Source organism: Pantoea sp. T14, from assembly GCF_036663535.1.
Taxonomy (GTDB): Bacteria; Pseudomonadota; Gammaproteobacteria; order Enterobacterales; family Enterobacteriaceae; genus Pantoea; species Pantoea phytostimulans.
On the sequence record NZ_JAWUEB010000024.1, the window covers coordinates 231,311 to 253,309 of the forward strand.

The window sequence follows — 21,999 nt, forward strand, 5'->3', positions numbered from 1 at the left end:
TTATTGCCACTCGCGGTGGTACGCACCTAACGTGGTCTGCGTACCTTCAGAAAGTGCACCCAGCGAATTCATCCATTGTGGTGCCACCACAAACTGTTCGGGTTGTGCGATACAGCGGTCAATCGCCTGTCGCCAGACACGGGCAACGTCAGCCACATACGCGGGGCTGCGTTGGCGTCCTTCAATCTTCACCGATGCCACGCCAGCCTTAAGCAGTTCTGGTAGCAGTTCCAGCGTGTTCAGACTGGTCGGCTCTTCCAGCACGTGATAAAGCTGCTCATCAACCTGGTAGCGGCCTTTACACAGCGTGGGATAACCGGCGCTTTCATTAGGCGCATAGCGATCAATCAACACTTCATTCAGCCGGGATTCCATGCCTGCAGGAGTTTGCTGCCAGCGGACAAATTTTGCTGGCGAACAGGCGCCTGCGCTGTTGGGAGATTCACCCGTCAACCAGGATGAAAGATAACAACGGCCTTCAGCCATAATGCATAAACTGCCAAAGGCGAAGACTTCCAGCGGCACCGGCGTGCTGCGTGCCAGTTGTTTAACCTGATGAATCGATAGCACGCGCGGTAGCACCACACGATGCAAATTAAAATGGCGATGATAAAAACGAATCGCTTCAAGGTTGGTTGCTGAAGCCTGCACCGACAGATGACGTTCAATCTGCGGATAATGTTGAGTGGCATATTCCAGCGTCGCGATGTCAGCAAGGATTAACGCATCTGCGCCGTTTTGTGCCGCGACATCAATGGCTCGCTGCCAACGTCCTGCGCCATCGGGATGTGCGAAAGTGTTGATCGCCACATGCAATTTACGGCGATGCTGATGAAGATAGCGCGCCGCTTCCGCTAGCTTCTTATCGGTGAAATTCAGCCCGGCAAAATGGCGTGCATTGGTGTCATCTTTCAGGCCAACGTAGACCGCGTCAGCCCCATTTTCTACCGCAGTGCGTACTGCCGGCAGATTCCCTGCTGGGCAAAGCAGCTCCATGGTCAATCCTCACGATATGCAATGGGCATTGAGTCTAGGCATACGTGCGGAAGAAAATGTTGATTTAAGGCAGTGAAACCCTAAATCATCAACGTGGCTGCTGTTTTTTTGGGCATTATTAGTCGGGTTTTATTGATCTGAGCGGACGCACGGGCAACATGATGTGGCACTATACGTAAAATTTTTTTAAGGGAGTAAAGAGTGTGTTTAGCCAGCTGCATGCGCATTGTGTCAAAAAAGGACCAAAAATCTTAGGGTTACCTGCATCACTCACCCCGTTTTTCGTTAAAAAGTTGTTACTGCAACAACTCTTAAACTGGCAATTTCGTCATTCTTTGGCTGAAGGTGAGTTAAACTTTCTGGAAGGGCGCTTTCTGGGTATCGAAATTGGTGATGTGAATTTAACATGGGTCACCACGATTCAGAATGGCCAACTGGCGGTATTGCAGGATGCCGAAGCGGATGTCTGGTTTCGGGGCAATGCCAACGATTTATTGCTGGTGGCAGCACGTAAAGCAGATCCCGATATGTTATTTTTTCAACGCCGACTGGTTATTGAAGGCGATACAGAATTGGGACTGGAGGTGAAGAACGTAATGGATGCAATTGAACTTGACGCCATGCCCACGCCGTTACGCACGGGATTGCAGCAGCTTGCTGCTTTTGTGGAAGCTGGTATGACACTGGACTCAAAAGCCGCTCAGGCACGCGCAGGTGACACATGTTGATTCGAACCGAGATTGGTGTCGATGCAGCAGGTATCGACAGTTTACTGAAACGCTGCTTCAAGAGCGCCGCCGAAGCGGAATTAACACAGTCATTACGCGAAGATGGTTTACTCACGCTTGGCGTAGTGGCCACGGACGATGAAGGTCAAGTTTTAGGTTACGCGGCTTTCAGTCCAGTGACGTTGCAAGGTGAAGATCGTGGCTGGGTAGCCTTAGCCCCGTTGGCGGTGGATGAAAGCTTGCGCGGTCAGGGCATCGCCAAGCAGCTGATTTATGAAGGGCTGGATACGCTCAACGAGTTCGGCTACAGCGCGGTCGTGGTGCTAGGCGATCCGGCATTTTTTAATCGCTTTGGTTTTGAACCGGCGGCGCGACACGGCCTACATTGCCGCTGGCAGGGCGCAGAAGCAGCTTTCCAGATCTACCGTCTGGCGGAGGACGCTTTTGAGGGCGCAGAAGGACAAGTCGAGTTCGGCGAACCCTTTAATCGCTTCGACTAAACCAGTCCTCAAGGCTGGCAGGTTGGCTGGCGACTAACAGCAGTTTTTGCTGACGCGTCAGCTGCTTAACCTGATACTCCAGTTGCGATGCTCGGGCACGATCGCCAGCTTCGCAGTGGAACACTAAATCAAGAGGACCTTTGCCGCGCAGGGCGCGAGCACCGCGTCCATTTTGATGCTGATTAACGCGACGAATGACGTCAGTGGTAATTCCTGTGTAAAGGATGCCTGCGGCAGTGCGCACAATGTAGAGCTGCCAGCTCTGATTCATAACCCATTTCTCTCAATAATGCCTGCCGGGCAGTGTAGCGCGCTTGTGGCGTGGCGGCTATCTGGCGAATTGCGCATTGAATGGAGCGCCTTGTGTCCGACCGTCCTCATCTGGTTCGTTACCTGAAAAAGCAACACGTTCTTTCTCTCTGCTGTGCTGCGGACAGTGAATTATGGTGCGCCAACTGTTTTTATGTTTTTGATGAAACGCGCATGGCCTTTTGGATCATGACGGAGACAGATACGCGCCACGGCTTGTTGTTAATGAAAAATACGCAAGTGGCGGGCACCGTGAATGGTCAACCCAAAACGGTGTTATTGATAAAAGGCGTACAGTATCGCGGGCGAATCGCGTTATTAAACAGTGAAGATGAGACTGAATCGATAGCGCGTCAGGCTTATCAGAAGCGCTTCCCTATTGCGCGCAAAGTTTCCGCACCGCTTTGGGAGATCCGTTTAGACGAATTGAAAATGACTGATAATGCCTTGGGATTCGGTAAGAAGATTATCTGGCAGCGAGCCAATCTGGACTGAAAATTCCCTTTCCCTGGCGGGAAAGGGAAATAAGCTTACAGCGCTTGCAGAATCCGCACTGACTCGCGGTTAAACGCCGGTAAGTCATCAGGCGTACGGCTGGTGACAAGCTTGTCATTATCCACAACGACTTCTTTGTCATGGAAATCCGCCCCGGCATTAATCAGGTCGATGGCGATAGCCTTGACCGAGGTCATTTTGCGTCCACGCACGCCGTTAGCGCTAATCAGCAACTGCGGACCGTGACAGATAGCAAAGATCGGCTTGCCGGTGGCGACAAAATCTTTCGTGAACGTGACAAAACGATCATCGCCGCGCAGTGAATCTGGGGAGTGTCCGCCTGGTAGCAGCAGCGCATCAAATTCAGCAGGGCTGACATCATCGATGCTGCGATCGATTGTCACTTCTGCTTCGCCTTTTTTGCCTTTAACGGTTTTCCCGGCCTGCATCTCAATGGTTACAACGTCAAAACCTGCTTGCTTATAAGCATCTGCAGGTGAGGTAAATTCTGAGTCTTCGAATTCATCGGTGATCAAAACCGCAACTTTCTTGCTCATTTATTCCTCCTTAATAGTGTGTAGCGCGACTTACGCTATTCTCTACCCATCGTGCTTCACGCTGCAGCAGCACTGCTGCAATCTGAATAACTCAGGATATTCATACCCATTAAGCCTGGTCGGCAATGATGAAAATGCAAGCCAAGCCGGGGATATGAGCACTCTTTTTGTCATTAAGTAGAATAATGTATAAGGGGATGCGATGAATCGCGTATTACTGACTGGTGCAACCGGGTTGGTGGGGTCATATCTGCTACGCCTGTTGATTGAGGATTCACGCATCGACGAAATCATCGCGCCCACGCGGCGGCCATTACCCGCGATGCGTAAAGTGGTGAATCCCGTTGAAGCGGATCTCACAGATGTTTTGGGCCCGCTAGAAGCCTCGCTGGATACGGTATTTTGCTGTCTGGGTACCACGCGCAAGCAGGCGGGCAGTAAAGAAGCGTTTGTACACGTTGATTACACGTTGGTGGTAGATAGCGGATTAAGCGGCTTACGGCTCGGAGCAAAACAGATGCTGGTGGTCAGCGCACACGGCGCTAATCGTAGCTCGCCGTTTTTCTATAACCGGGTAAAAGGTGAGATGGAAAACGCGCTGCGTCATCAAGGCTGGCCGCACCTTACGCTGGTGCGACCTTCACTGCTGCTGGGTGAGCGGTCGAAGAAACGTGGCGGTGAAAGTCTGATGGCCCCGCTGTTCACTATGTTGCCTGGCAACTGGCGTTCGGTGCAGGCACGCGATGTCGCGCAATGCCTGCACGATCAGGCATTTTTACCGGGAAAAGCGCGCGTCACCGTCATTGAATCCGGTGACATTCCGCGCAACTTAACGTAAATACCAGAGTTGTTGATTGCGGCTGCCGCGCCATTGCAGCGTGGCATCTTTCTCTGCCTCAATGAAACGCCCATCAATTAACACATCGATAAAATCCAGCACTTCGCGCTGTGACGCATTCAGTTCGTCAATTTGATAGCCGGTCCACAGCCAAATATCTTTCCCCGCGCACTCTTTGCGTACTCGCTTAACCAGACGGCGAATGTGCGGCACGTTATGCGGATGCAGCGGATCGCCACCGCTTAGCGACAACCCCTGGCGCGGAATGCGCGTATCCATTAAATCTGCCAACAGACGCTCCTCCATTTCCAGGCTAAAGGGCACGCCAGAATCGAGCCGCCAGGTGCTTTGGTTGTAACAGCCGCGACACTGATGCTCGCAGCCTGCCACAAACAGCGTGCAGCGAGTGCCGGGTCCATTCACGACATCGACGTCGTAATAGCGATGAACATGCATCATCCCAGCGGCCCGCTGTCGAGATGTTTGACGCGGCGCTGTACTTCCTGCTGCTTGCCGCTGTTAAAGGGTCGGGCATCCGGGCTGCCGAGATAACCGCAGACGCGCCGCGTAACCGAAACGCGCGCCGGATCGTGATTACCGCATTGCGGACAAGTAAACCCGCGGCTGGTACAGCTAAACTCGCCGCTGAAGCCGCAGTCGTAACATTCATCGATAGGCGTATTGGTGCCGTAATAAGGCACGCGGTCGTAGCTGTAATCCCAGACATCCTCCAGCGCTTTCAGGTTGTGTTGCATGTTGGGATATTCGCCGTAACAGATGAACCCGCCACTCGCTAACGCCGGATAGGGCGCTTCGAAGTCGATTTTGTCGTAGGGATTAACCTTTTTCTCCACATCAAGGTGGAAGCTGTTGGTGTAATAGCCTTTATCGGTGACGCCTGCGACCACGCCAAATTCGGCCGCATCAAGGCGGCAAAAACGGTCGCACAGATTTTCACTTGGCGTGCTGTAGAGGCTGAAGCCATAGCCGGTTTCGGCTTTCCAGGCTTCTGTGGCTGCCCGCATATGCGTAATAATGGCAACGCCTTTGTTACGCAGCGCCGCACTGTCGTAAGGATGTTGAGCGCCGCCGCTCAGTGCATTCAGTGTTTCATGCAGGCCGATAAAACCCAGCGAAAGCGATGCGCGACCATGGCGAAAAATCGGGCCAATCTCATCATCCGCTTTAAGCCGAACGCCACATGCGCCTTCCATATAGAGAATCGGCGCGACGCGCGCTTTGGTTTTCTCCAACCGTGCCACACGCGTCATTAATGCGCGTTTCGCCAGCGCCAGTCGCGTATCCAGCAGCGACCAAAAACGCGCATCATCCCCTTGGGCTTCCAGCGCAATGCGTGGCAGGTTCAGGCTGATTACGCCAATGTTATTGCGTCCTTCGTGAATCTGCTGGCCGTTCTCTTCGTACACGCCCAGAAAGCTGCGGCAGCCCATGGGCGTTTTGAATGAGCCGGTGACCTGAACCACCTGATCGTAATTCAAAATGTCGGGGTACATGCGTTTGCTGGCGCATTCAAGCGCCAGCTGCTTGATATCGTAATTGACGTCGCCCGCGCGGCGGTTAACGCCTTCACGAATCGCAAACACCAGCTTAGGGAACACCGCCGTTTTATGATTTTTACCTAATCCTGCCAGTCGGTTACGTAAAATGGATTGCTGAATCAAACGCGACGCCCAATCGGTGCCGAGACCAAAGCCAAATGTCACAAACGGCGTTTGTCCGTTGGCGGTATGCAACGTGTTGACCTCATATTCCAACGACTGAAAAGCGTCATAACACTCTTTTTCAGTGCGTGCCCGCGCATAGGCTTCTGGCTCCGCGATCTGCCATTCGTCAGCCACCGCGCGATGTTTCGCCAGGCTCAGCGCCACAAACGGCGCGAGCACTTCATCAATGCGGTTGATAGTGGTGCCGCCGTAAATATGACTGGCGACCTGCGCAATAATTTGTGCGGTCACGGCGGTTGCAGTGGCAATGGATCTCGGCGGTGCGATCTCCGCGTTGCCCATTTTGAAACCGTTGTTCAACATGCCCGTTAAATCGATCAGCATGCAGTTAAACATCGGGAAGAAAGGGGAATAATCGAGATCGTGATAATGAATTTCACCGCGTTCGTGCGCCAGCACGACATCACGCGGCAGAATTTGCTGTTGCGCATAATGTTTAGCGACGATCCCCGCCAGCAAATCGCGCTGCGTCGGGATCACTTTGCTGTCTTTATTGGCGTTTTCATTGAGCAAGGCCGCATTGGTCTGATCGACCAAACCGCGAATAGCGTGATGCAGTTTGCCACGTTGTTCACGTGCGACATCGCGGTCATGACGATACTCAATATAAGCACGCGCCAGATGCGGATAAGGCCCACACATCAAGGTTTCCTCAACGGCATACTGAATATCACGAATATCGACTTCATGCTTTTCTGCCAGCTGCGCGCTGACGTTATCTGCCACCGCTGCACACCAGGCCGCATCATCAACTTTTACTGCTAATGCTGCGGCTGCAACCGCATCACGAATGCGCTGCGCATCATACCCAATGCGACACCCGTCGCGTTTTATTACCACCGTTGCCATCTTCCTGAATCCATATATAGATGTTTTTAAGGAGCATACGCACTACATGTAGTTATTTCCTTAAAATAATGTTGCTCAATTTGACCGAAAACAAAGAAGCGATATCCAGTTTTGAAAAGGCGTCCGCAGCCTAAAAACGGGGATAGGTTCACACTTCTCTGCGACTCACTTGATTTACGCCGCGAAACAACTTTAATGAAGCCTTTGTGCTCTCTTCTCGTCATTGACTCTACAAGGATGCCCGCCGATGTCGTTACGCCGTTCTTTTGTTGCCTGTTGTTGCGCTTTGTCCTTCTCCGCTTTTGCCGAAAACTTGTCTTTAATGCCTTGGCCGCAACAGGTTGAGCAGCCTGCCAGCGGAGAGAAATTACGTTTGACGCCACAGCTAACGCTGAATATTTCTGGCGATCATCTGGCTGGCGCTGAGTCGCGTTGGCTGGCGCGCATTGCCCGGCAAACGGGCTGGCCATTGCTGCCAGCGGCGCAGCCGGTTGAACATCCAACCATTCGCGTGGTGATTGCGCGTGCCGTTGACCCGCTCCCTAAACCGGACAGCGATGAGAGCTACCAGTTGCAGGTCAACGGTGACGGTGTGCTGCTCAGTGCAAATACCCGGTTCGGCGCGATGCGCGGTATGGAAACGTTGTTACAGCTGATTGAAAATGGGGACAAAGAGACGGCAATACCTTACGTCACCATTCACGACAAACCGCGCTTTCCATGGCGTGGTTTGCTGATCGACGGCGCGCGTCATTTCATGCCGATTGAAACCATCAAACGGCAGATCGATGGTCTTGCTGCTGCGCGTATGAACGTTTTTCACTGGCATTTGACTGACGATCAGGGCTGGCGCTTTGCATCCAGCCATTGTCCGCAGCTGCAACAGAAGGCCAGCGATGGCCTGTTTTATAGCCAAGAAGAAATGCGCGAAGTGGTGCGCTATGCTACCGAGCGCGGCGTGCGTGTGGTGCCGGAACTGGATGTACCGGGACACGCTTCTGCTATCGCGGTGGCAATGCCTGAACTGATGAGCGCGCCGGGACCTTACAAAATGGAGCGTGGCTGGGGCGTATTTAAGCCGCTGCTCGATCCCAGCAATGAGCAGGTTTATCACGTGATCGATACGCTGGTGGGCGAAATGGCGGCGATCTTCCCCGATCCCTACCTGCATATTGGTGGTGATGAGGTGGATCCCACTCAATGGAATGCGTCCAGCAAAATTCAGCAGTTCATGCGCGACAATAACCTGAAAGATGCCCATGCGTTACAGGCTTACTTCAATCTGCGGGTCGAGAAGATTCTTGAAGCGCATCATCGTCAAATGGTGGGTTGGGATGAGATTTATCATCCTGACCTGCCACGCAGTATTTTAATTCAGTCGTGGCAAGGTCAGGATGCGCTGGGCGCGGTGGCCAAAGATAATTATCGCGGCATTCTCTCTACCGGTTTTTATCTCGATCAGCCACAACCTGCCGATTATCACTATCGCAATGAAATCTTCCCGCAAGGTCTGGAAGCACAGGATGAGATCCACAGCGGCGAACAGGCGCAGAGCTGGTCATTTACTCTGCCACGCCTCAAAGGCAAGGCCGTCGACGGCAGTTTTACGCTGATCGAGGGCAAAGAGGGTTGGCGTGGCTTTATCGATTTCGCTGGTAAATCGCGTCGCATGGTGAAGAGCATTACCTGGCTTTCATCGCAGCAGGTGAGCTTCGAGGTTGATACCTGGATGGGGCCTCTTAAACCGACCCTGACGCTCACGCCAGATGCGCTTAGCGGTTACATGCTGGTTGGCAATGTGCGTTATGCCACACAAGGGAAGCGGATGGCGAAAGTGCCAGCAGGTATCGCCCCAACGCTGCCGAATCCGCAGCAGATGCAGCAAAACCTGTTGGGCGGTGAAGCCGCACTCTGGGCCGAGAACGTTAACAGCAGCATCATTGATACCAAATTATGGCCACGTGCTTTTGCGGTTGCTGAACGTTTATGGTCGGCAAAAGACGTCACTCAACCCGACAATATGTATCAACGCCTTGAAGCTATGGATCGCTGGACCACGATCTCAGTCGGCACGCAGCAACATGCACAAGCTGAACAGCAGATGATGCGATTGGCGAATCGTAGTGATATTCAACCGCTACGGCTGTTCGCACAAGCACTGGAACCGGCGCAATATTACACGCGTCAGCATCTGAAATTTCAGGCGGGACATTATGATTATCACGAACCCTTGAATCGTCTGGCGGATGTGCTGCCAGCAGAAAGTCTTGCGGTACGCGCCCTGGACAAACAGGTGGATGCGCTGATTGCCAACCGGGCCAATTCATCCGCAGCGGCAGCGATTCGTGCGCAGTTGCACATTTGGCACGATAACAACGATCAGTTAAAACCGCTGCTAAGCGCCAGTTATATGTTACAGCCGCTCGAAAACAGCGCCAAACAGGTCAATGAGCTGAGCCAAATGGGAATTGAATTGGTGAATGCCTATACGCGTAATCAGGCATTTGGTGCCAACGACGTGGCCGACATGCATGCCAAACTGGATGCAGCGGCGCAATTGCAGGATGAAACGGTGATTGCACTGGTGCGGCCGCTAGAGAAATTGTTGCGCGCCTTTAAATAAAAGAGCGCGTCGCTTGAGGCGGCAAGCGGGTAAGTCCCCGGGCGCTTACGCAGGTAAGTGGCCGGGGCGAACATGCGCAGCCAACGCATCTGTCGTTCGGAGTAGACAGCGGGATTAAATGGGCCTGCTGACAGAATGACGCCGCACCAGCGTCGGACTAAACATATTCGTCACTTCAGGCAGCGGCTGGTCGTTAGCCAATGCTAACGCCAGTTCTGCGGCCTGCTGCGCCATGGTGACAATCGGGTAGCGCACCGTGGTAAGGCGCGGACGTACATAGCGCGACACCAACACATCATCGAAACCAATCAGTGACATCTCTTCCGGGACACGTACGCCGTTGTCGCTTAGCACCGCCAGTGCACCGGCAGCCATCGAGTCGTTATAGCAGGCGACGGCGGTGAAATTTCTGCCGCGTCCTAACAGCTCAGTCATTGCCTGTTCGCCGCCGACTTCATCCGGTTCGCCCCACGTCACCAGGCGGTCGTTACACGGCAAACCGTGCTCTTTCAGCGCGTCGTAATAGCCTTGCAAACGATCTTCCGCGTCGGAAATGGTATGAGTAGAGCAGACGAAGGCAATATTTTGATGGCCCAACTGAATCAGATGGCGCGTCGCCAGCCAGGCACCGTAGCGGTCATCGAGCGCGATGCAGCGTTTTTCAAAGCCTTTGAGCAGCCGATTGAGCAGCACCATCCCCGGTACTTGCTTCATTAACACTTCCAGTTCGGCATCAGGAATTTTTTTGGCGTGAACCACCAACGCTGCACAGCGATGACGCATTAATTGCTCAATCGCCTGCCGCTCTTTTTGCTCATTGTGGTAACCGTTACCAATCAGCAAAAAGTTACCGGTTTGTCCTGCCACCTCATCAACAGCTTTAACCATTGCGCCGAAAAAGGGATCGGAAACGTCACCCACGACTAAACCCAAGGTTTCAGTGGATTGCTGCGCCAGAGCGCGTGCATTGGCGTTTGGATGATATTGCAGTTGCTCCATTGCCTGGCCTACAGCCTGACGCGAGCTTTCACTGGCTTTAGGGGAATTATTGATAACGCGAGAAACCGTGGCGACAGAAACGCCCGCCAGTCTGGCAACATCCTTAATGGTCGACATGCGTTTACCTGCTTCCGGGGAAAACGTTTACACATGGCATCAGTGTTACGGAAAAGCAGGCTCACATCAACCCAACAGAATGCCAGCGTCGTCGCAAAAGAGCGCAAAATCAGCCCTTGTGCAGCGGCTTACAAGGGCGACGCGTTGCATGTTATGCTGTTTTTCCCCAACACCTGCTGTGAAAAACAAAGATGAAAACAAGAGTGCCACATCTGGCGCACTGGGGCGCCTTTAACGCCGTGACAGAAAATGATCGTCTGATTGGCTGCGAACCGTTTTTCGCCGATGCCGATCCGTCACCGATGCTGAATACTATTCCTGAACTGGTCTACTCCGATAAACGTATCCGCCAACCGATGGTGCGTCGCTCGTGGCTAAAATCGCGCGAAAACAGCGATCGCACATTGCGTGGCCGGGAAGATTTTGTCGCGGTGGATTGGGATACCGCGCTGGATTTAGTGGCAGACGAAAACCGCCGTATCCGCGAGCGCTACGGCGCATCGGGCATTTTCACCGGTTCGTATGGCTGGTCTTCTGCGGGCCGTGTTAACCATGCGCGCACGCTGGTTCGCCGCTTTTACTTTAAGGGCGGCGGCGGTGTTGATCAGCAGGGGAATTACAGTTGGGGCGCAGCACAGTTTTTCCTGCCGTATGTGATTGGCACGTATATGCCGCTTACCGGTCGCGTGACCGATTGGCCAGAAGTGGTTGAACACGCGGAAATTTTTGTCGCCTTTGGCGGTTTGGCGCTGAAAAATGCGCAGGTCGCTTCCGGCGGTGCCGGTCAGCACACGTTGAAACCGGCGCTGGAACAACTCGTCGCCAAAGGTACGCCGATCATCAACATCAGTCCGATGCGTGACGATTGCCCCGCCTTTGTTAACGCCGACTGGATCCCGATTCGCCCCAATACCGATGCCGCATTAATGATGGCGCTGGGCTATGAAATTCAGCAGCGCGGCGCGGTAGATGAGGCTTTTCTTGCCAGCCATTGCACCGGCTGGCCGCAGCTGCGTGCTTATCTGCTGGGCGAAAGTGACGGCGTGGCCAAAACCGCCGGTTGGGCCAGCCGTATCACCGGGATTCCGGCAGAGCGCATTGTGCAGTTGGCACAGCAGCTCATCGGTAAACGCAGCTTTATTACCTGTTCCTATTCGGTACAGCGCGCGCACCGTGGCGAGCAGCCCTATTGGATGATGATTGCGCTCTCTTCAATGCTGGGCCAGCCAGGCTTACCGGGTGCGGGCTTCTCCTTCGGGCACGGTTCGATGAACAGCGTCGGCAATCCGCGTCAGGAAGGGCCTTCGCCATTAATGAGTACTGGACCCAACCCCGGCGGCCTGTCGATTCCTGTGGCTCGCATCAGCGACATGCTGCTGAATCCTGGCCAGCCTTATCCATTCCAGGGCGAAACGCTGACCTATCCCGATATCCATCTGGTGCACTGGGCGGGCGGCAATCCATTCCATCATCACCAGCAGCTCAACCGTCTGGTGGAAGGGTGGCAGAAGCCCGATACGGTAGTGGTGCAGGATATTGTCTGGACGCCGGCGGCACAGATGGCGGATATCGTATTACCCGCCACCACTACGCTGGAGCGCAACGACATTGGCGGGTCATCTCGCGATCGCTTCGTGTTTGCGATGCATCAGGCGGTTAAACCGCAGCATCAGGCGCGCAATGATTTTGATATTTTTGCTGATCTTGCTGAGCGTCTTGGCTACCGCGAAACCTTCACCGAAGGACGCAATGAGATGGAGTGGATCGCGCACCTTTATCAGCAATGTGCGGTGGCACATGCGCATAAAGGCATCGAGTTCCCCGAGTTTGACGCATTTTGGCAACGCGGCTTTGTTGAGATTCCAGAAGGCGGCAAGCCTTATGTGTTTATGGATAATTTCCGCGCCGATCCAGTCGCCCATCCGATTCAAACCGCCAGCGGCAAGATTGAGCTGTTTAGTCAGACCATCGCCGATTATCAGCTGGACGATGTTGCCGGACATCCTGAATGGCGTGAGCCGCAGGAGTGGTTGGGTTCGCCGTTGAGCCGTGACTATCCGCTGCACATGATCTCGATTCAACCCTCTGATCGTCTGCACAGTCAGCTGGATGCCACGGAAACCGTGCAGGGCAACAAAACGGCCGGGCATGAAACGCTCTACATGCATCCGCAAGATGCCGCTGTGCGTGGCATCGTGGAGGGTGATGAGATCGAAGTCAGCAATACGCGCGGCACGATGCTGGCAGGCGTGCGTGTGACCGACGGATTAACGCCGGGCGTGGTGATCGTGTCTACCGGTGCCTGGTTTGATCCCGGCTTCGGCGGCAAATGGCAGCCGTGGGATCGCGCGGGCAACCCAAATGTGCTGACGCTGGACATCGGGACCTCGTCGCTGACCCAAGGTCCTAATGCCATGAGTTGCCTGGTAGAAATCAAAAAACATCCCGTTTGCAAAATAGCGTAGAGATCTCATGGCTGGTTACATTTTGCGGGTAACTGTTGCGTTTGAGTGATAGCAGCCGATCAATCCACCTTGCTACAGTCAGGGTCCCAGAGGTATTGATGGGTGAACATCAATAGATTTTTTTTGATTACACCAACCTGCGCAGATGCGCAGGTTTTTTTTGCCCAAAATTCAGTGATTAACATTCTCCAGAGCGTTCGGCTTGCAGGAAGGCGGCAAAGGAATCAATCTCGATGCGCTTACCGGAGTCAGTGATTCGAATGAACCAGAGCCGTCAACGCATCTGCAAGCTGAAATTTAACGAGGATTACGAACTGAAACACAGTTTTCCTGTTATCCCGGCAGCGCTTTCTTTATAACTGCTGACTTAAGCCTCTTTTCATTATTTAGCGCAGCGGAATGCCATGCCCCGGATTAAAAAACTACTGGGAAAAGACCAGATTAAAGCCTCTTTCAACCCTTTTCGATTTCGTTTGATCTGCCTGGGCGTGCTGGCCTGCATGGTGGTGCTATTGGCGCGCGTAGCCGATTTGCAGTTCCTGAATCAGCCGATGCTGGAGCACGAAGCCGATCAACGCTCGCTGCGTACCGTTACGCTGCCAACCAGCCGCGGCACCTTGCTGGATCGCAACGGCGAAGCGCTGGCGCTCAGCGTACCGTCGCGCGATATCATTGCCGATCCGCTGCGCGTGTTGGAGGGCAACCCCGATTTTACCAGCGAGAAGTGGGCCTATCTTGCTGCCGCATTGAATATGCGTCCTGAACAGATTGCCGCGCAGATCACTGCCAACCCTAAACGTCGCTTCCTCTATTTGGGCCGTAAAGTCGAGCTGGGTATCGCCAAAGACATTAAACAGTTACGACTAAAAGGCGTCAGCGAAGTGTATGACGACAGCCGCTTTTATCCGATGAGCGAAGCCTCGGCACCGTTGATTGGTATTGTCGGGGCCGATAATGTCGGCCTGAACGGGCTGGAAAAGGGCTTTGATAAAGTTCTGCAGGGCGTGCCTGGCAAAGAGGTTTATCGGCAAGATGCGATGGGTAACATCATCTCAATGATCAACTATCAGCCGCCAACCCAGCCGCCAACAGTGCAGCTCAGCATTGATAAGTTCGATCAATACACGCTGTACAGCAAGCTGCGTGATGGTGTGTTGCTGAATAAAGCCGATTCAGGTGCCGCCGTATTGGTGAAGATCGACACCGGCGAGATCCTGGCAATGGCCTCTTATCCATCGTTCAACCCCAACAATTACGATGGCGCAACGCCTGCGCAAATGCGTAACGCCGCGATCAACGACAGTTACGAACCCGGTTCTACCGTGAAACCGCTGGTGGTGATGGAAGGGCTGGAGCGCCATTTAGTGCGGCCTGATTCGGTTATCGACACCACGCCGTATCGTGTGAATGGGCACCTGATCCGTGATGTTGGCCATTGGCCGCGCTTGACCATGACCGGCATCTTGCAGAAATCCAGCGACATTGGCGTTTCGCATATCGCGCTGGCGATGCCAGCTGAAGCGCTGGTGAACACGTATCACGCTTTTGGTCTTGGCAAACCCACGGGATTAGGGCTGACGGGTGAAAGCGTGGGTTACTTCCCGCTGCACCGCACGCGCTGGGCGGATATCGAACGCGCCACGTTTTCCTTTGGTTATGGCTTACGCGTCACGCCACTGCAAATCGCCCGTGAATACGCCACGCTGGGTTCTTACGGTACCTATCGTCCGCTCTCGATCACCAAAGTGACGCCGCCGGTGCTCGGCGAGCAAGTCGCGAACCCGGAAACCGTTAAGCAAGTGGTGCACATGTTAGAAAGCGATGTTTTACCGGGCGGTACCGGGCTAAAAGCGGCGGTACCGGGTTATCGTCTGGCGACCAAAACCGGTACGGCGGAGAAGATGGGCACCAGCGGCAAATACGATGGCGGCTATGTGAACTATACCGCGGGCTTGGCGCCTGCCAGCCATCCTGAAGTCGCGCTGGTGGTAATGATCAACCATCCAACCGCAGGCGACCACTTCGGTGGTTCGGTGGCTGCGCCGGTATTCGGCAACATCATGGGGCCAGTACTGAAGCATATGAACGTCGCACCGGATGCTATCTACAGTAAACCTTCGGATAAATCTTAGTAAAATCAAAGTGTAAGTGAGGTGTGTGAGTTTTTCACACCTCGTTTCATTTCCGCGTATTCATTTGCTTTTTCCGCCTGTCGCTCAGCGCGCAACGGTGCGAGGATAAAAGTCCCAGAGGTATTGATGGGTGTGAAAACAAAGCTGCTCCGGCAGTTATAACCCTGTTATTACACCGACCCACGCAGATGCGTGGGTTTTTTTTTGCCTTAATCGCGTGGCGGTTAACCCGCTACATCGAGTTGTAAACATTTCACGAGGTCGGCGACAACGAGGCTGACCTGATGCTGTGATTAGCTGCTCACACCTCTTAACCCGCCCTTTACGCTTACCAACAAACGTAAAAACATCTGCTGCAGTAAGCTGACAGCCTGGCGACAACACGCCTGGAGACAGCGCTTTCTGAACATAACGTGCGAAAGGTCCGCACAGAAAGTTTAGGATTTTCGATTCGAAAATATATTTTACGCTTCCTTAACAGCGTACTTCTTTTGACCTCCCTACAATGAACGCCTTTGAGAGTGGTCACTCTCGTTACTTTTACCTTCTTGTTGAGAAAAACTATGCGCATGAAAGTTATTTCAGCCAGCGTGGTGTTTTTACTGGCTGCTTGTGACCAGGGAGCGACGCAGCCTGCTGCTGCAACCACGCCGGAAGTTGGCATCGTCACACTCAAAAGCGAGCCGGTAACCTTGCTGACTCAATTGCCGGGCCGCACGACTGCAGTGAAAACTGCGGAAGTCCGTCCGCAGGTGAGCGGTGTGATTCAAAAACTGCTGTTTACGGAGGGGGGCGAGGTAAAAGCGGGCCAGCCTCTTTATCAAATCGATCCGGCCACTTATCAAGCAGCCTATGACAAAGCCCATGCAACCTGGCAAAACGATGCGGGGGTGGCAAAACGCTATCAGCCTTTAGCGGCTGCACATGCCATTAGCCAGCAAACGTATGATGATGCCGTCGCGGCCGAGCGTGAAGCGAAAGCCGATGTCGAAAGCGCGAAGGTCAACCTGGATTACACCTTGGTTAAAGCGCCGATTACGGGCCACATTAGCCGGTCACTGGTCACCGAAGGTGCTTTGGTCACTAGCGGACAAACCGATTATCTCGCCACTATTCAACAGCTCAATCCTGTCTATGTTGACGTCAGCGAATCCTCCACCGATCTCCTGCGCCTGCGCAAAGCCTTGGCCGACGGCAAGCTAGAGAAAGTGGGCGATAACGCGGCCGCGGTAAAACTGACGCTGGAAGATGGCAGCACTTACGAGCAGCAAGGCAAATTAGCCTTCTCGGAAGTGAATGTTGATGAGGCGACCGGCAGCGTGGTGCTGCGAGCGGTGTTCCCTAATCCGCACAATGAACTGCTGCCGGGAATGTACGTGCACGCCAGTTTCCCGCAGGGCGTACAGCAGCAGGGAATTATGGTGCCGCAAGAAGCGATCATGCATGACAGCAAAGGTCAGCCCTATGTCTACGTAGTGAAAGCTGACGACAGCGTTGAGCAGCGCAGCGTAACCACCGGTGAAATGATCCAGGCAAGGTGGCTCATCACCCGCGGTCTGAACAGCGGCGAAAAAGTGGTGGTGAATGGCCTGCAAAGCGTGCATAGCGGCAGCAAAGTGAAAACCGTGGCGGCTAACGTCAACGACACGCCCAGCGCTGACAGTGTCAGCCTGACAATGACCGATCCCTCGGCCCAATAAGGAGACGTCATGTCTACGTTCTTTATCCAGCGTCCAATATTCGCCTGGGTTGTGGCGATTATTGTGATGCTGGTAGGCGCTATCGCCACGCTGAATTTACCGGTTAATCAATATCCCAACATCTCACCTCCCGCCGTCTCTATTTCGGTGACGTATCCGGGTGCCAGCGCCGAAACCACGCAAAACACCGTGGTGCAGGTCATTGAGCAACAGCTGAATGGCCTGGATGGATTGCGCTATCTGGAATCGAACAGCGCCAGCGATGGCAGTGCGCAAATCATCGCCACCTTTAATCAGGGCATTGATCCTGATATCGCTCAGGTTCAGGTACAGGATCGCGTTTCTCTGGCGGAATCTCAGCTGCCCACTGATGTCACACAGCAAGGCATCCGTATTCGTAAATACCAAAAAAACTTCATGATGGTGATAAGCCTGGTGTCGAAAGATGGCAAGCTGAGTAACGGTGATCTCGCCGACATGTTGGTATCGAAGCTGGAAGATCCCATCTCGCGCACCAAAGGCGTTGGCGACTTCATGGTATTGGGTTCTGAGTATGCGATGCGCATCTGGCTCGATCCGGCCAAACTCTATAAGTACAGCCTGATGCCGAGCGACGTCAGCACCGCTATTGATAACCAGAACGTGCAGGTCTCTTCCGGTTCGCTCGGCGGCTTGCCGACCATTCCTGACGCTAAAACGAATGCCACCATTCTGGGTAAATCACGCTTCACCAGCGTGAAGCAATTTGAAAACGTGCTGCTGAAGGTAAACAGTAACGGTTCGCAGATCCGCCTTAAAGATGTGGGTAACGTGGCATTAGGCCCACAAAGCTACACCATCGACTCAACCATGGATGGCAAACCTTCTGCCGGTATTGCGTTGCGTCTGGCAACAGGCGCCAACGAGCTGGATACCGCCAAAGCGGTGCGCGCCACGGTAGAAGCGCTGAAAGATTCGCTGCCGGATAACGTCGAGGTGCAATATCCCTACGACACCTCGCCAGTGGTCAGCGCGTCAATCGAAGAAGTCGTGAAAACGTTGCTCGAAGCGGTGGTGCTGGTGTTCTTCGTCATGCTGATTTTCCTGCAAAACCTGCGCGCAACCTTTATCACCACACTGGTGGTGCCGGTGGTCTTGCTGGGAACCTTCGGCATTCTTTCTGCTTTTGGCTACAGCATTAACACCCTGACGATGTTCGGCATGGTATTGGCGATAGGGTTGCTGGTGGATGACGCCATCGTGGTGGTGGAAAACGTCGAGCGCGTGATGCACGAAGAGCAGCTCGATCCCAAAACCGCCACCATTAAGTCGATGCAGCAGATTCAGGGCGCGCTATTTGGTATTGCCTTGGTGCTGTCGGCGGTGCTGCTGCCGATGGCGTTCTTCTCGGGATCGACCGGCGTTATCTATCGTCAGTTCTCCATCACCATTGTGTCAGCCATGGCGCTGTCGGTGCTGATGGCGCTGATCTTTACACCGGCGCTGTGCGCGACGTTGCTTAAATCCTCTTCCGCCGAGCACAAAACCACCGGGCTGGCCGGTTGGTTTAACCGCAAGTTCGACAGCGGCACGCTGCATTACACCCGCGGCGTCAGCAAAGTCATCTCGCGTCGCGGCCTGTTTCTGGTGGTGTATCTGGTGATTGTTGGCGTCACCGGCTATCTGTTCACACGCGTACCGACCACCTTTTTGCCGGATGAAGATCAGGGATTGATGATGGTGCAGATCACACTGCCGGTGAATGCCTCATCGCAGCGCACCCAAAAAGTCATTAACGATCTCAACGACTATCTGCATGACAAGCAAGCGTCGGTGGTCACTACAGTATTTGCGGCCAACGGTTTTAACTTTGCCGGACGTGGGCAAAACAGTGCTATGGCGTTTGTTCGTCTCAAAGACTGGAGTGAACGTACCCAATCGAGCCAGAGCGTGAAAACGCTGGCGGCGAATATCATGGGGCACTTCGCCAATTATAAAGACGCGAAAATCTTTGCCATGGTGCCACCGGCGGTCATGGAGTTGGGGAACGCCACCGGTTTTGACTTCTATTTACAAGATACTGCGGGCCATACGCATCAGGAAATGATGAATGCCACGCACACGTTTCTTGCGCTGGCTAACAACGATCCACGCCTGAGCGCCGTTCGTCTCAACGGCATGGAAGATGAACCGCAATATCAGCTGGAGATCAATGATGAACGCGCCAGCGCGTTGGGTTTGAGCATGGCTGATATCAACAACACCCTGTCGGTCGCTTGGGGATCCAGCTACATCGATCAGTTCATGTATAACGGCCGCGTCAAAGAGGTTTACCTGATGGGTAAAGCCGATTCGCGCGTGACGCCGGAAGATCTCAACAAATGGTACTTTCGTAACAGTAGCGGAACCATGGTGCCGTTCTCGGCCTTTGCCAGCGGCGAATGGGTTAGCGGTTCACCGCACTATGAACGCTTTAACGGCATGACGGCAGAAGAGATTCTCGGCTCGCCAGCATCAGGTTACAGCAGCGGTGAAGCGATGAAAGCGGTGGAAGAGATTGGCGCGAAAATGCCAAAAGGCTTCCGCGTGCAGTGGTACGGCATCTCCTATGAAGAGCAGGCGTCTGGCTCACAAACAGCGCAGCTCTATGCTATTTCCGTGCTGGTGGTGTTCCTGTGCCTGGCCGCGCTTTACGAGAGCTGGTCGATTCCGTTCTCAGTGCTATTGGTGGTGCCGCTTGGCGTGCTGGGCACCATCAGTGCGGTGCTGCTGCGCGGTTTGCAAAACGATGTGTTCTTCCAGGTCGGATTGCTCACCACCGTTGGGCTGGCCGCGAAAAATGCCATTTTGATCGTGGAGTTCGCCAAAGAACTGCACGAACGTGAAGGCAGAACGCTGGTGGACGCTGCGGTAGAAGCAGCACGCTTGCGTATTCGACCCATTATCATGACGTCGATGGCATTTATTCTTGGCGTACTGCCGCTCACTATCTCAAACGGGGCGGGTGCGGGCAGCCAGCACTCCATTGGTACGGCGGTAGCGGGTGGAATGCTTACCGCGACATTCCTCGCCATTTTCTTTGTACCGATGTTTTACGTGGTGGTTTCGCAGCTCTTTTCCCGTAAGAAAAAGCCTGAGGTTGTTCACAATGATAACTAAAGCAACGCGCTGGACGCTGCTGCCATTGGTGGCCGCCCTTGGCTTAACCGGTTGTACGTTACAGCCCAACTATCAGCGCCCAACGCTGCCGGTGGATACGCATTACGATCAAAATACGCCGGTCGGCAATGTCGCCGATCTGCCGTGGCAGAACTTCTTCAACGATGCCACGATGCGCCAGCTGATCGACCTGTCGCTGCAAAACAACCGCGACCTGCGCGTCGCAGCATTGAATGTTGAACAGGCGCGTGCCTCGGTGCAGATCGATCGCGCTGCGCTGCTGCCGTCGATTAACGCCACCGCCAGCCAGACGTCGGCCCATGAACCCGCGAACCTCTACAATACGCAATCGACCGGCGCGGTGACTTATCACGAGTTAAACGCCGGATTAGGCGTGACTTCATGGGAGCTGGATTTCTGGGGACGCTTGCGTAGCCTGCGCGATCAGGCCCAGGAGACCTATCTCTCCACTGAAGCCACCGAACGCGCAACGCGTATTTCGCTGATTTCACAGGTGGCATCGGCGTGGCTAACGCTCTGTTCCGATAATGATCTTCTGCATCTCGCCGAACAAACTGTGCAGAGTCAGCAGAAATCCTATGATCTGACCAAAATAAGCTACAACGGCGGCGTCAGCAGCGATCAGGATTTGGCACAAGCAGAAAGCACCGTGCGCAGCGCCGAAGCGGATGTGGCGAGCTATACGCGTCAGGTACGACAGGATGTGGATGCGCTGCGGCTGTTGGCTGGCACTGATTTACCCGCCACGCTGCTGAAAAACGCCACACTTGACAGCAACTGGCAATTTCCGCAGACGCCAGCGGGATTGCCATCGGATCTGCTGACGCGCCGCCCGGATATCATCGCTGCTGAGCACACTCTTAAAGCCGCTAATGCCAATATCGGCGCTGCGCGCGCGGCCTTCTTCCCGAATATCACGCTAACCGCATCGGGCGGCTCAACCAGCAGCTCGCTGGGGCATCTGCTGGAAGGCGGTACAGGCGCCTGGTCGTTTGCACCCTCGATCTCTCTGCCGATCTTCGACGGCGGAGTGAATCAGGCCAATCTGGATATCGCTAAAATCGAAAAACGTATCGAGATCGCCAACTATGAGAAAGCGATTCAGACTGCGTTTAAAGATGTTAACGATGCGCTGGCTGGGCAGGATACCTGGCAGAGCCAGCTCATGGCGCTGCAAAAAGAGGTCGCGGCCAACCAGCGCGATTACGACTATTCAGATTTGCGTTATAAGCAAGGCGTTGATAACTATCTCAATGTGTTAGTCGCACAGCGTTCGCTGTATACGGCACAGCAGGCGCTGATTGCGGCACATTTGGGGCAGCTTAATCAAAAAATTACGCTGTACGAAGCATTGGGCGGCGGCTGGAAATCATAATGACGAGCCGTCTCGTCACGCATTTAGCGAGGCGGCTAGTCGCGATTTTAAGCGTCCCTGTTCGGCAACGCTTTTCGACACACCTTGCCGGTTAATCAAGGTTTATCTCAGCTTAACCAGACCAGGTCTAAAGCAGAGTCATCGCGCTGAACCGAGCGAAACCCTGATTCTTCTTAACGAAAACCTTACGGTTTGGCGATGGAAAATCGCATCAAATTTAGCCGATAATGCGTGCCGTGATAATTGTGCCCGTTATACGTTACGTTGCCTCTTTGTTGGCTATGCTCACTTACCCGAATCCTGTCGTTCACTACGCCTATCGGGATTCGTCAGCGTGCTACCGTCATGCAACGCAACGTATTTAGAGTACGCACCACGAAATAATCCCCTGTTTTTAAGGGGGAATTCCTTA

16 protein-coding genes are annotated in these 21,999 nt (G+C 53.8%); 10 read left to right on the forward strand and 6 right to left on the reverse strand.

Features of this window, described 5'->3' with window-relative positions; genetic code table 11:
- Nucleotides 1-996 carry a ubiquinone anaerobic biosynthesis protein UbiU gene (gene ubiU, locus SC127_RS12260; RefSeq protein ID WP_332626659.1) on the reverse strand — a complete coding sequence of 332 codons (996 nt, stop codon included), beginning with the start codon at nucleotides 994-996 and terminating at the stop codon, nucleotides 1-3.
- 203 nt (nucleotides 997-1,199) lie between these two features.
- Here ubiU and ubiT point away from each other — a divergent pair, with 203 nt between their 5' ends.
- Together ubiT and SC127_RS12270 are read left to right on the forward strand one after the other, a co-directional pair.
- Nucleotides 1,200-1,724 carry a ubiquinone anaerobic biosynthesis accessory factor UbiT gene (ubiT, locus tag SC127_RS12265; protein WP_332626661.1) on the forward strand — a complete coding sequence of 175 codons (525 nt, stop codon included), beginning with the start codon at nucleotides 1,200-1,202 and terminating at the stop codon, nucleotides 1,722-1,724.
- Nucleotides 1,718-2,224, forward strand: coding sequence for a GNAT family N-acetyltransferase (locus SC127_RS12270; protein WP_243078707.1), 507 nt, complete (start codon nucleotides 1,718-1,720; stop codon nucleotides 2,222-2,224). Before ubiT ends, SC127_RS12270 begins: the two co-directional genes overlap by 7 nt.
- On the opposite strand, the gene SC127_RS12275 is transcribed toward SC127_RS12270, so the two are convergent.
- Complete coding sequence (locus SC127_RS12275) at nucleotides 2,208-2,495, reverse strand: GIY-YIG nuclease family protein (RefSeq protein ID WP_243078706.1); 288 nt, start codon at nucleotides 2,493-2,495, stop codon at nucleotides 2,208-2,210. The two genes, SC127_RS12270 and SC127_RS12275, sit on opposite strands and share 17 nt — an antisense overlap.
- 92 nt (nucleotides 2,496-2,587) lie before the next feature.
- Here SC127_RS12275 and SC127_RS12280 point away from each other — a divergent pair, with 92 nt between their 5' ends.
- A complete protein-coding gene (locus SC127_RS12280) occupies nucleotides 2,588-3,028 on the forward strand; it encodes a YhbP family protein (protein ID WP_332626664.1) in 441 nt (146 codons plus the stop codon).
- 35 nt (nucleotides 3,029-3,063) lie between these two features.
- Here SC127_RS12280 and SC127_RS12285 read toward each other — a convergent pair whose 3' ends face one another.
- A complete protein-coding gene (locus SC127_RS12285; RefSeq protein ID WP_215847783.1) occupies nucleotides 3,064-3,585 on the reverse strand; it encodes a type 1 glutamine amidotransferase domain-containing protein in 522 nt (173 codons plus the stop codon).
- A gap of 202 nt (nucleotides 3,586-3,787) precedes the next feature.
- On the opposite strand from SC127_RS12285, the gene SC127_RS12290 reads away from it, so the two are divergent.
- Nucleotides 3,788-4,423, forward strand: coding sequence for an NAD-dependent epimerase/dehydratase family protein (locus SC127_RS12290; protein WP_215847782.1), 636 nt, complete (start codon nucleotides 3,788-3,790; stop codon nucleotides 4,421-4,423).
- Here SC127_RS12290 and nrdG read toward each other — a convergent pair.
- Nucleotides 4,415-4,879 (reverse strand): anaerobic ribonucleoside-triphosphate reductase-activating protein, encoded by a 465-nt coding sequence (gene nrdG / locus SC127_RS12295; protein ID WP_243078822.1) that lies wholly within the window; start codon nucleotides 4,877-4,879, stop codon nucleotides 4,415-4,417. The genes SC127_RS12290 and nrdG overlap by 9 nt on opposite strands.
- Entirely contained in the window at nucleotides 4,879-7,017 is a 2,139-nt protein-coding gene (nrdD, locus tag SC127_RS12300; protein ID WP_243078703.1) for an anaerobic ribonucleoside-triphosphate reductase, read from the reverse strand. Before nrdD ends, nrdG begins: the two co-directional genes overlap by 1 nt.
- 247 nt (nucleotides 7,018-7,264) lie before the next feature.
- Between nrdD and SC127_RS12305 the strand changes: the two genes are divergently transcribed.
- On the forward strand, nucleotides 7,265-9,640 hold the full coding sequence (locus tag SC127_RS12305) for a beta-N-acetylhexosaminidase (protein ID WP_332626667.1): 2,376 nt from the start codon (nucleotides 7,265-7,267) through the stop codon (nucleotides 9,638-9,640).
- Between the two features lie 114 nt (nucleotides 9,641-9,754).
- Here the strand turns inward: SC127_RS12305 and galR are convergent, their stop codons facing one another.
- On the reverse strand, nucleotides 9,755-10,756 hold the full coding sequence (galR, locus tag SC127_RS12310) for an HTH-type transcriptional regulator GalR (RefSeq protein WP_243078701.1): 1,002 nt from the start codon (nucleotides 10,754-10,756) through the stop codon (nucleotides 9,755-9,757).
- Between the two features lie 191 nt (nucleotides 10,757-10,947).
- Between galR and SC127_RS12315 the strand changes: the two genes are divergently transcribed.
- The 5 genes from SC127_RS12315 (at nucleotide 10,948) to SC127_RS12335 (ending at nucleotide 21,587) form a co-directional block, all read left to right on the forward strand.
- Nucleotides 10,948-13,221 (forward strand): molybdopterin guanine dinucleotide-containing S/N-oxide reductase, encoded by a 2,274-nt coding sequence (locus SC127_RS12315; RefSeq protein ID WP_215847778.1) that lies wholly within the window; start codon nucleotides 10,948-10,950, stop codon nucleotides 13,219-13,221.
- A gap of 404 nt (nucleotides 13,222-13,625) precedes the next feature.
- Nucleotides 13,626-15,353 carry a penicillin-binding transpeptidase domain-containing protein gene (locus SC127_RS12320; protein WP_215847777.1) on the forward strand — a complete coding sequence of 576 codons (1,728 nt, stop codon included), beginning with the start codon at nucleotides 13,626-13,628 and terminating at the stop codon, nucleotides 15,351-15,353.
- Nucleotides 15,354-15,916: 563 nt separating this feature from the next.
- Entirely contained in the window at nucleotides 15,917-17,053 is a 1,137-nt protein-coding gene (locus SC127_RS12325) for an efflux RND transporter periplasmic adaptor subunit (protein ID WP_243078700.1), read from the forward strand.
- Between the two features lie 9 nt (nucleotides 17,054-17,062).
- Nucleotides 17,063-20,191 carry an efflux RND transporter permease subunit gene (locus SC127_RS12330; RefSeq protein ID WP_243078699.1) on the forward strand — a complete coding sequence of 1,043 codons (3,129 nt, stop codon included), beginning with the start codon at nucleotides 17,063-17,065 and terminating at the stop codon, nucleotides 20,189-20,191.
- Nucleotides 20,181-21,587 (forward strand): efflux transporter outer membrane subunit, encoded by a 1,407-nt coding sequence (locus SC127_RS12335; protein ID WP_215847776.1) that lies wholly within the window; start codon nucleotides 20,181-20,183, stop codon nucleotides 21,585-21,587. Before SC127_RS12330 ends, SC127_RS12335 begins: the two co-directional genes overlap by 11 nt.
- Nucleotides 21,588-21,999: the final 412 nt, after the last annotated feature.

Bases quoted from the DNA above. Each gene is read 5' to 3' on its own strand.
- SC127_RS12275 (WP_243078706.1), bottom strand. From the start codon at position 2,495: ATGAATCAGAGCTGGCAGCTCTACATTGTGCGCACTGCCGCAGGCATC.
- SC127_RS12320 (WP_215847777.1), top strand. From the start codon at position 13,626: ATGCCCCGGATTAAAAAACTACTGGGAAAAGACCAGATTAAAGCCTCT.
- SC127_RS12315 (WP_215847778.1), top strand. From the start codon at position 10,948: ATGAAAACAAGAGTGCCACATCTGGCGCACTGGGGCGCCTTTAACGCC.
- galR (WP_243078701.1), bottom strand. From the start codon at position 10,756: ATGTCGACCATTAAGGATGTTGCCAGACTGGCGGGCGTTTCTGTCGCC.
- nrdD (WP_243078703.1), bottom strand. From the start codon at position 7,017: ATGGCAACGGTGGTAATAAAACGCGACGGGTGTCGCATTGGGTATGAT.
- nrdG (WP_243078822.1), bottom strand. From the start codon at position 4,879: ATGCATGTTCATCGCTATTACGACGTCGATGTCGTGAATGGACCCGGC.
- SC127_RS12305 (WP_332626667.1), top strand. From the start codon at position 7,265: ATGTCGTTACGCCGTTCTTTTGTTGCCTGTTGTTGCGCTTTGTCCTTC.
- ubiU (WP_332626659.1), bottom strand. From the start codon at position 996: ATGGAGCTGCTTTGCCCAGCAGGGAATCTGCCGGCAGTACGCACTGCG.
- SC127_RS12330 (WP_243078699.1), top strand. From the start codon at position 17,063: ATGTCTACGTTCTTTATCCAGCGTCCAATATTCGCCTGGGTTGTGGCG.
- SC127_RS12270 (WP_243078707.1), top strand. From the start codon at position 1,718: ATGTTGATTCGAACCGAGATTGGTGTCGATGCAGCAGGTATCGACAGT.
- SC127_RS12335 (WP_215847776.1), top strand. From the start codon at position 20,181: ATGATAACTAAAGCAACGCGCTGGACGCTGCTGCCATTGGTGGCCGCC.
- SC127_RS12325 (WP_243078700.1), top strand. From the start codon at position 15,917: ATGCGCATGAAAGTTATTTCAGCCAGCGTGGTGTTTTTACTGGCTGCT.
- SC127_RS12290 (WP_215847782.1), top strand. From the start codon at position 3,788: ATGAATCGCGTATTACTGACTGGTGCAACCGGGTTGGTGGGGTCATAT.
- SC127_RS12285 (WP_215847783.1), bottom strand. From the start codon at position 3,585: ATGAGCAAGAAAGTTGCGGTTTTGATCACCGATGAATTCGAAGACTCA.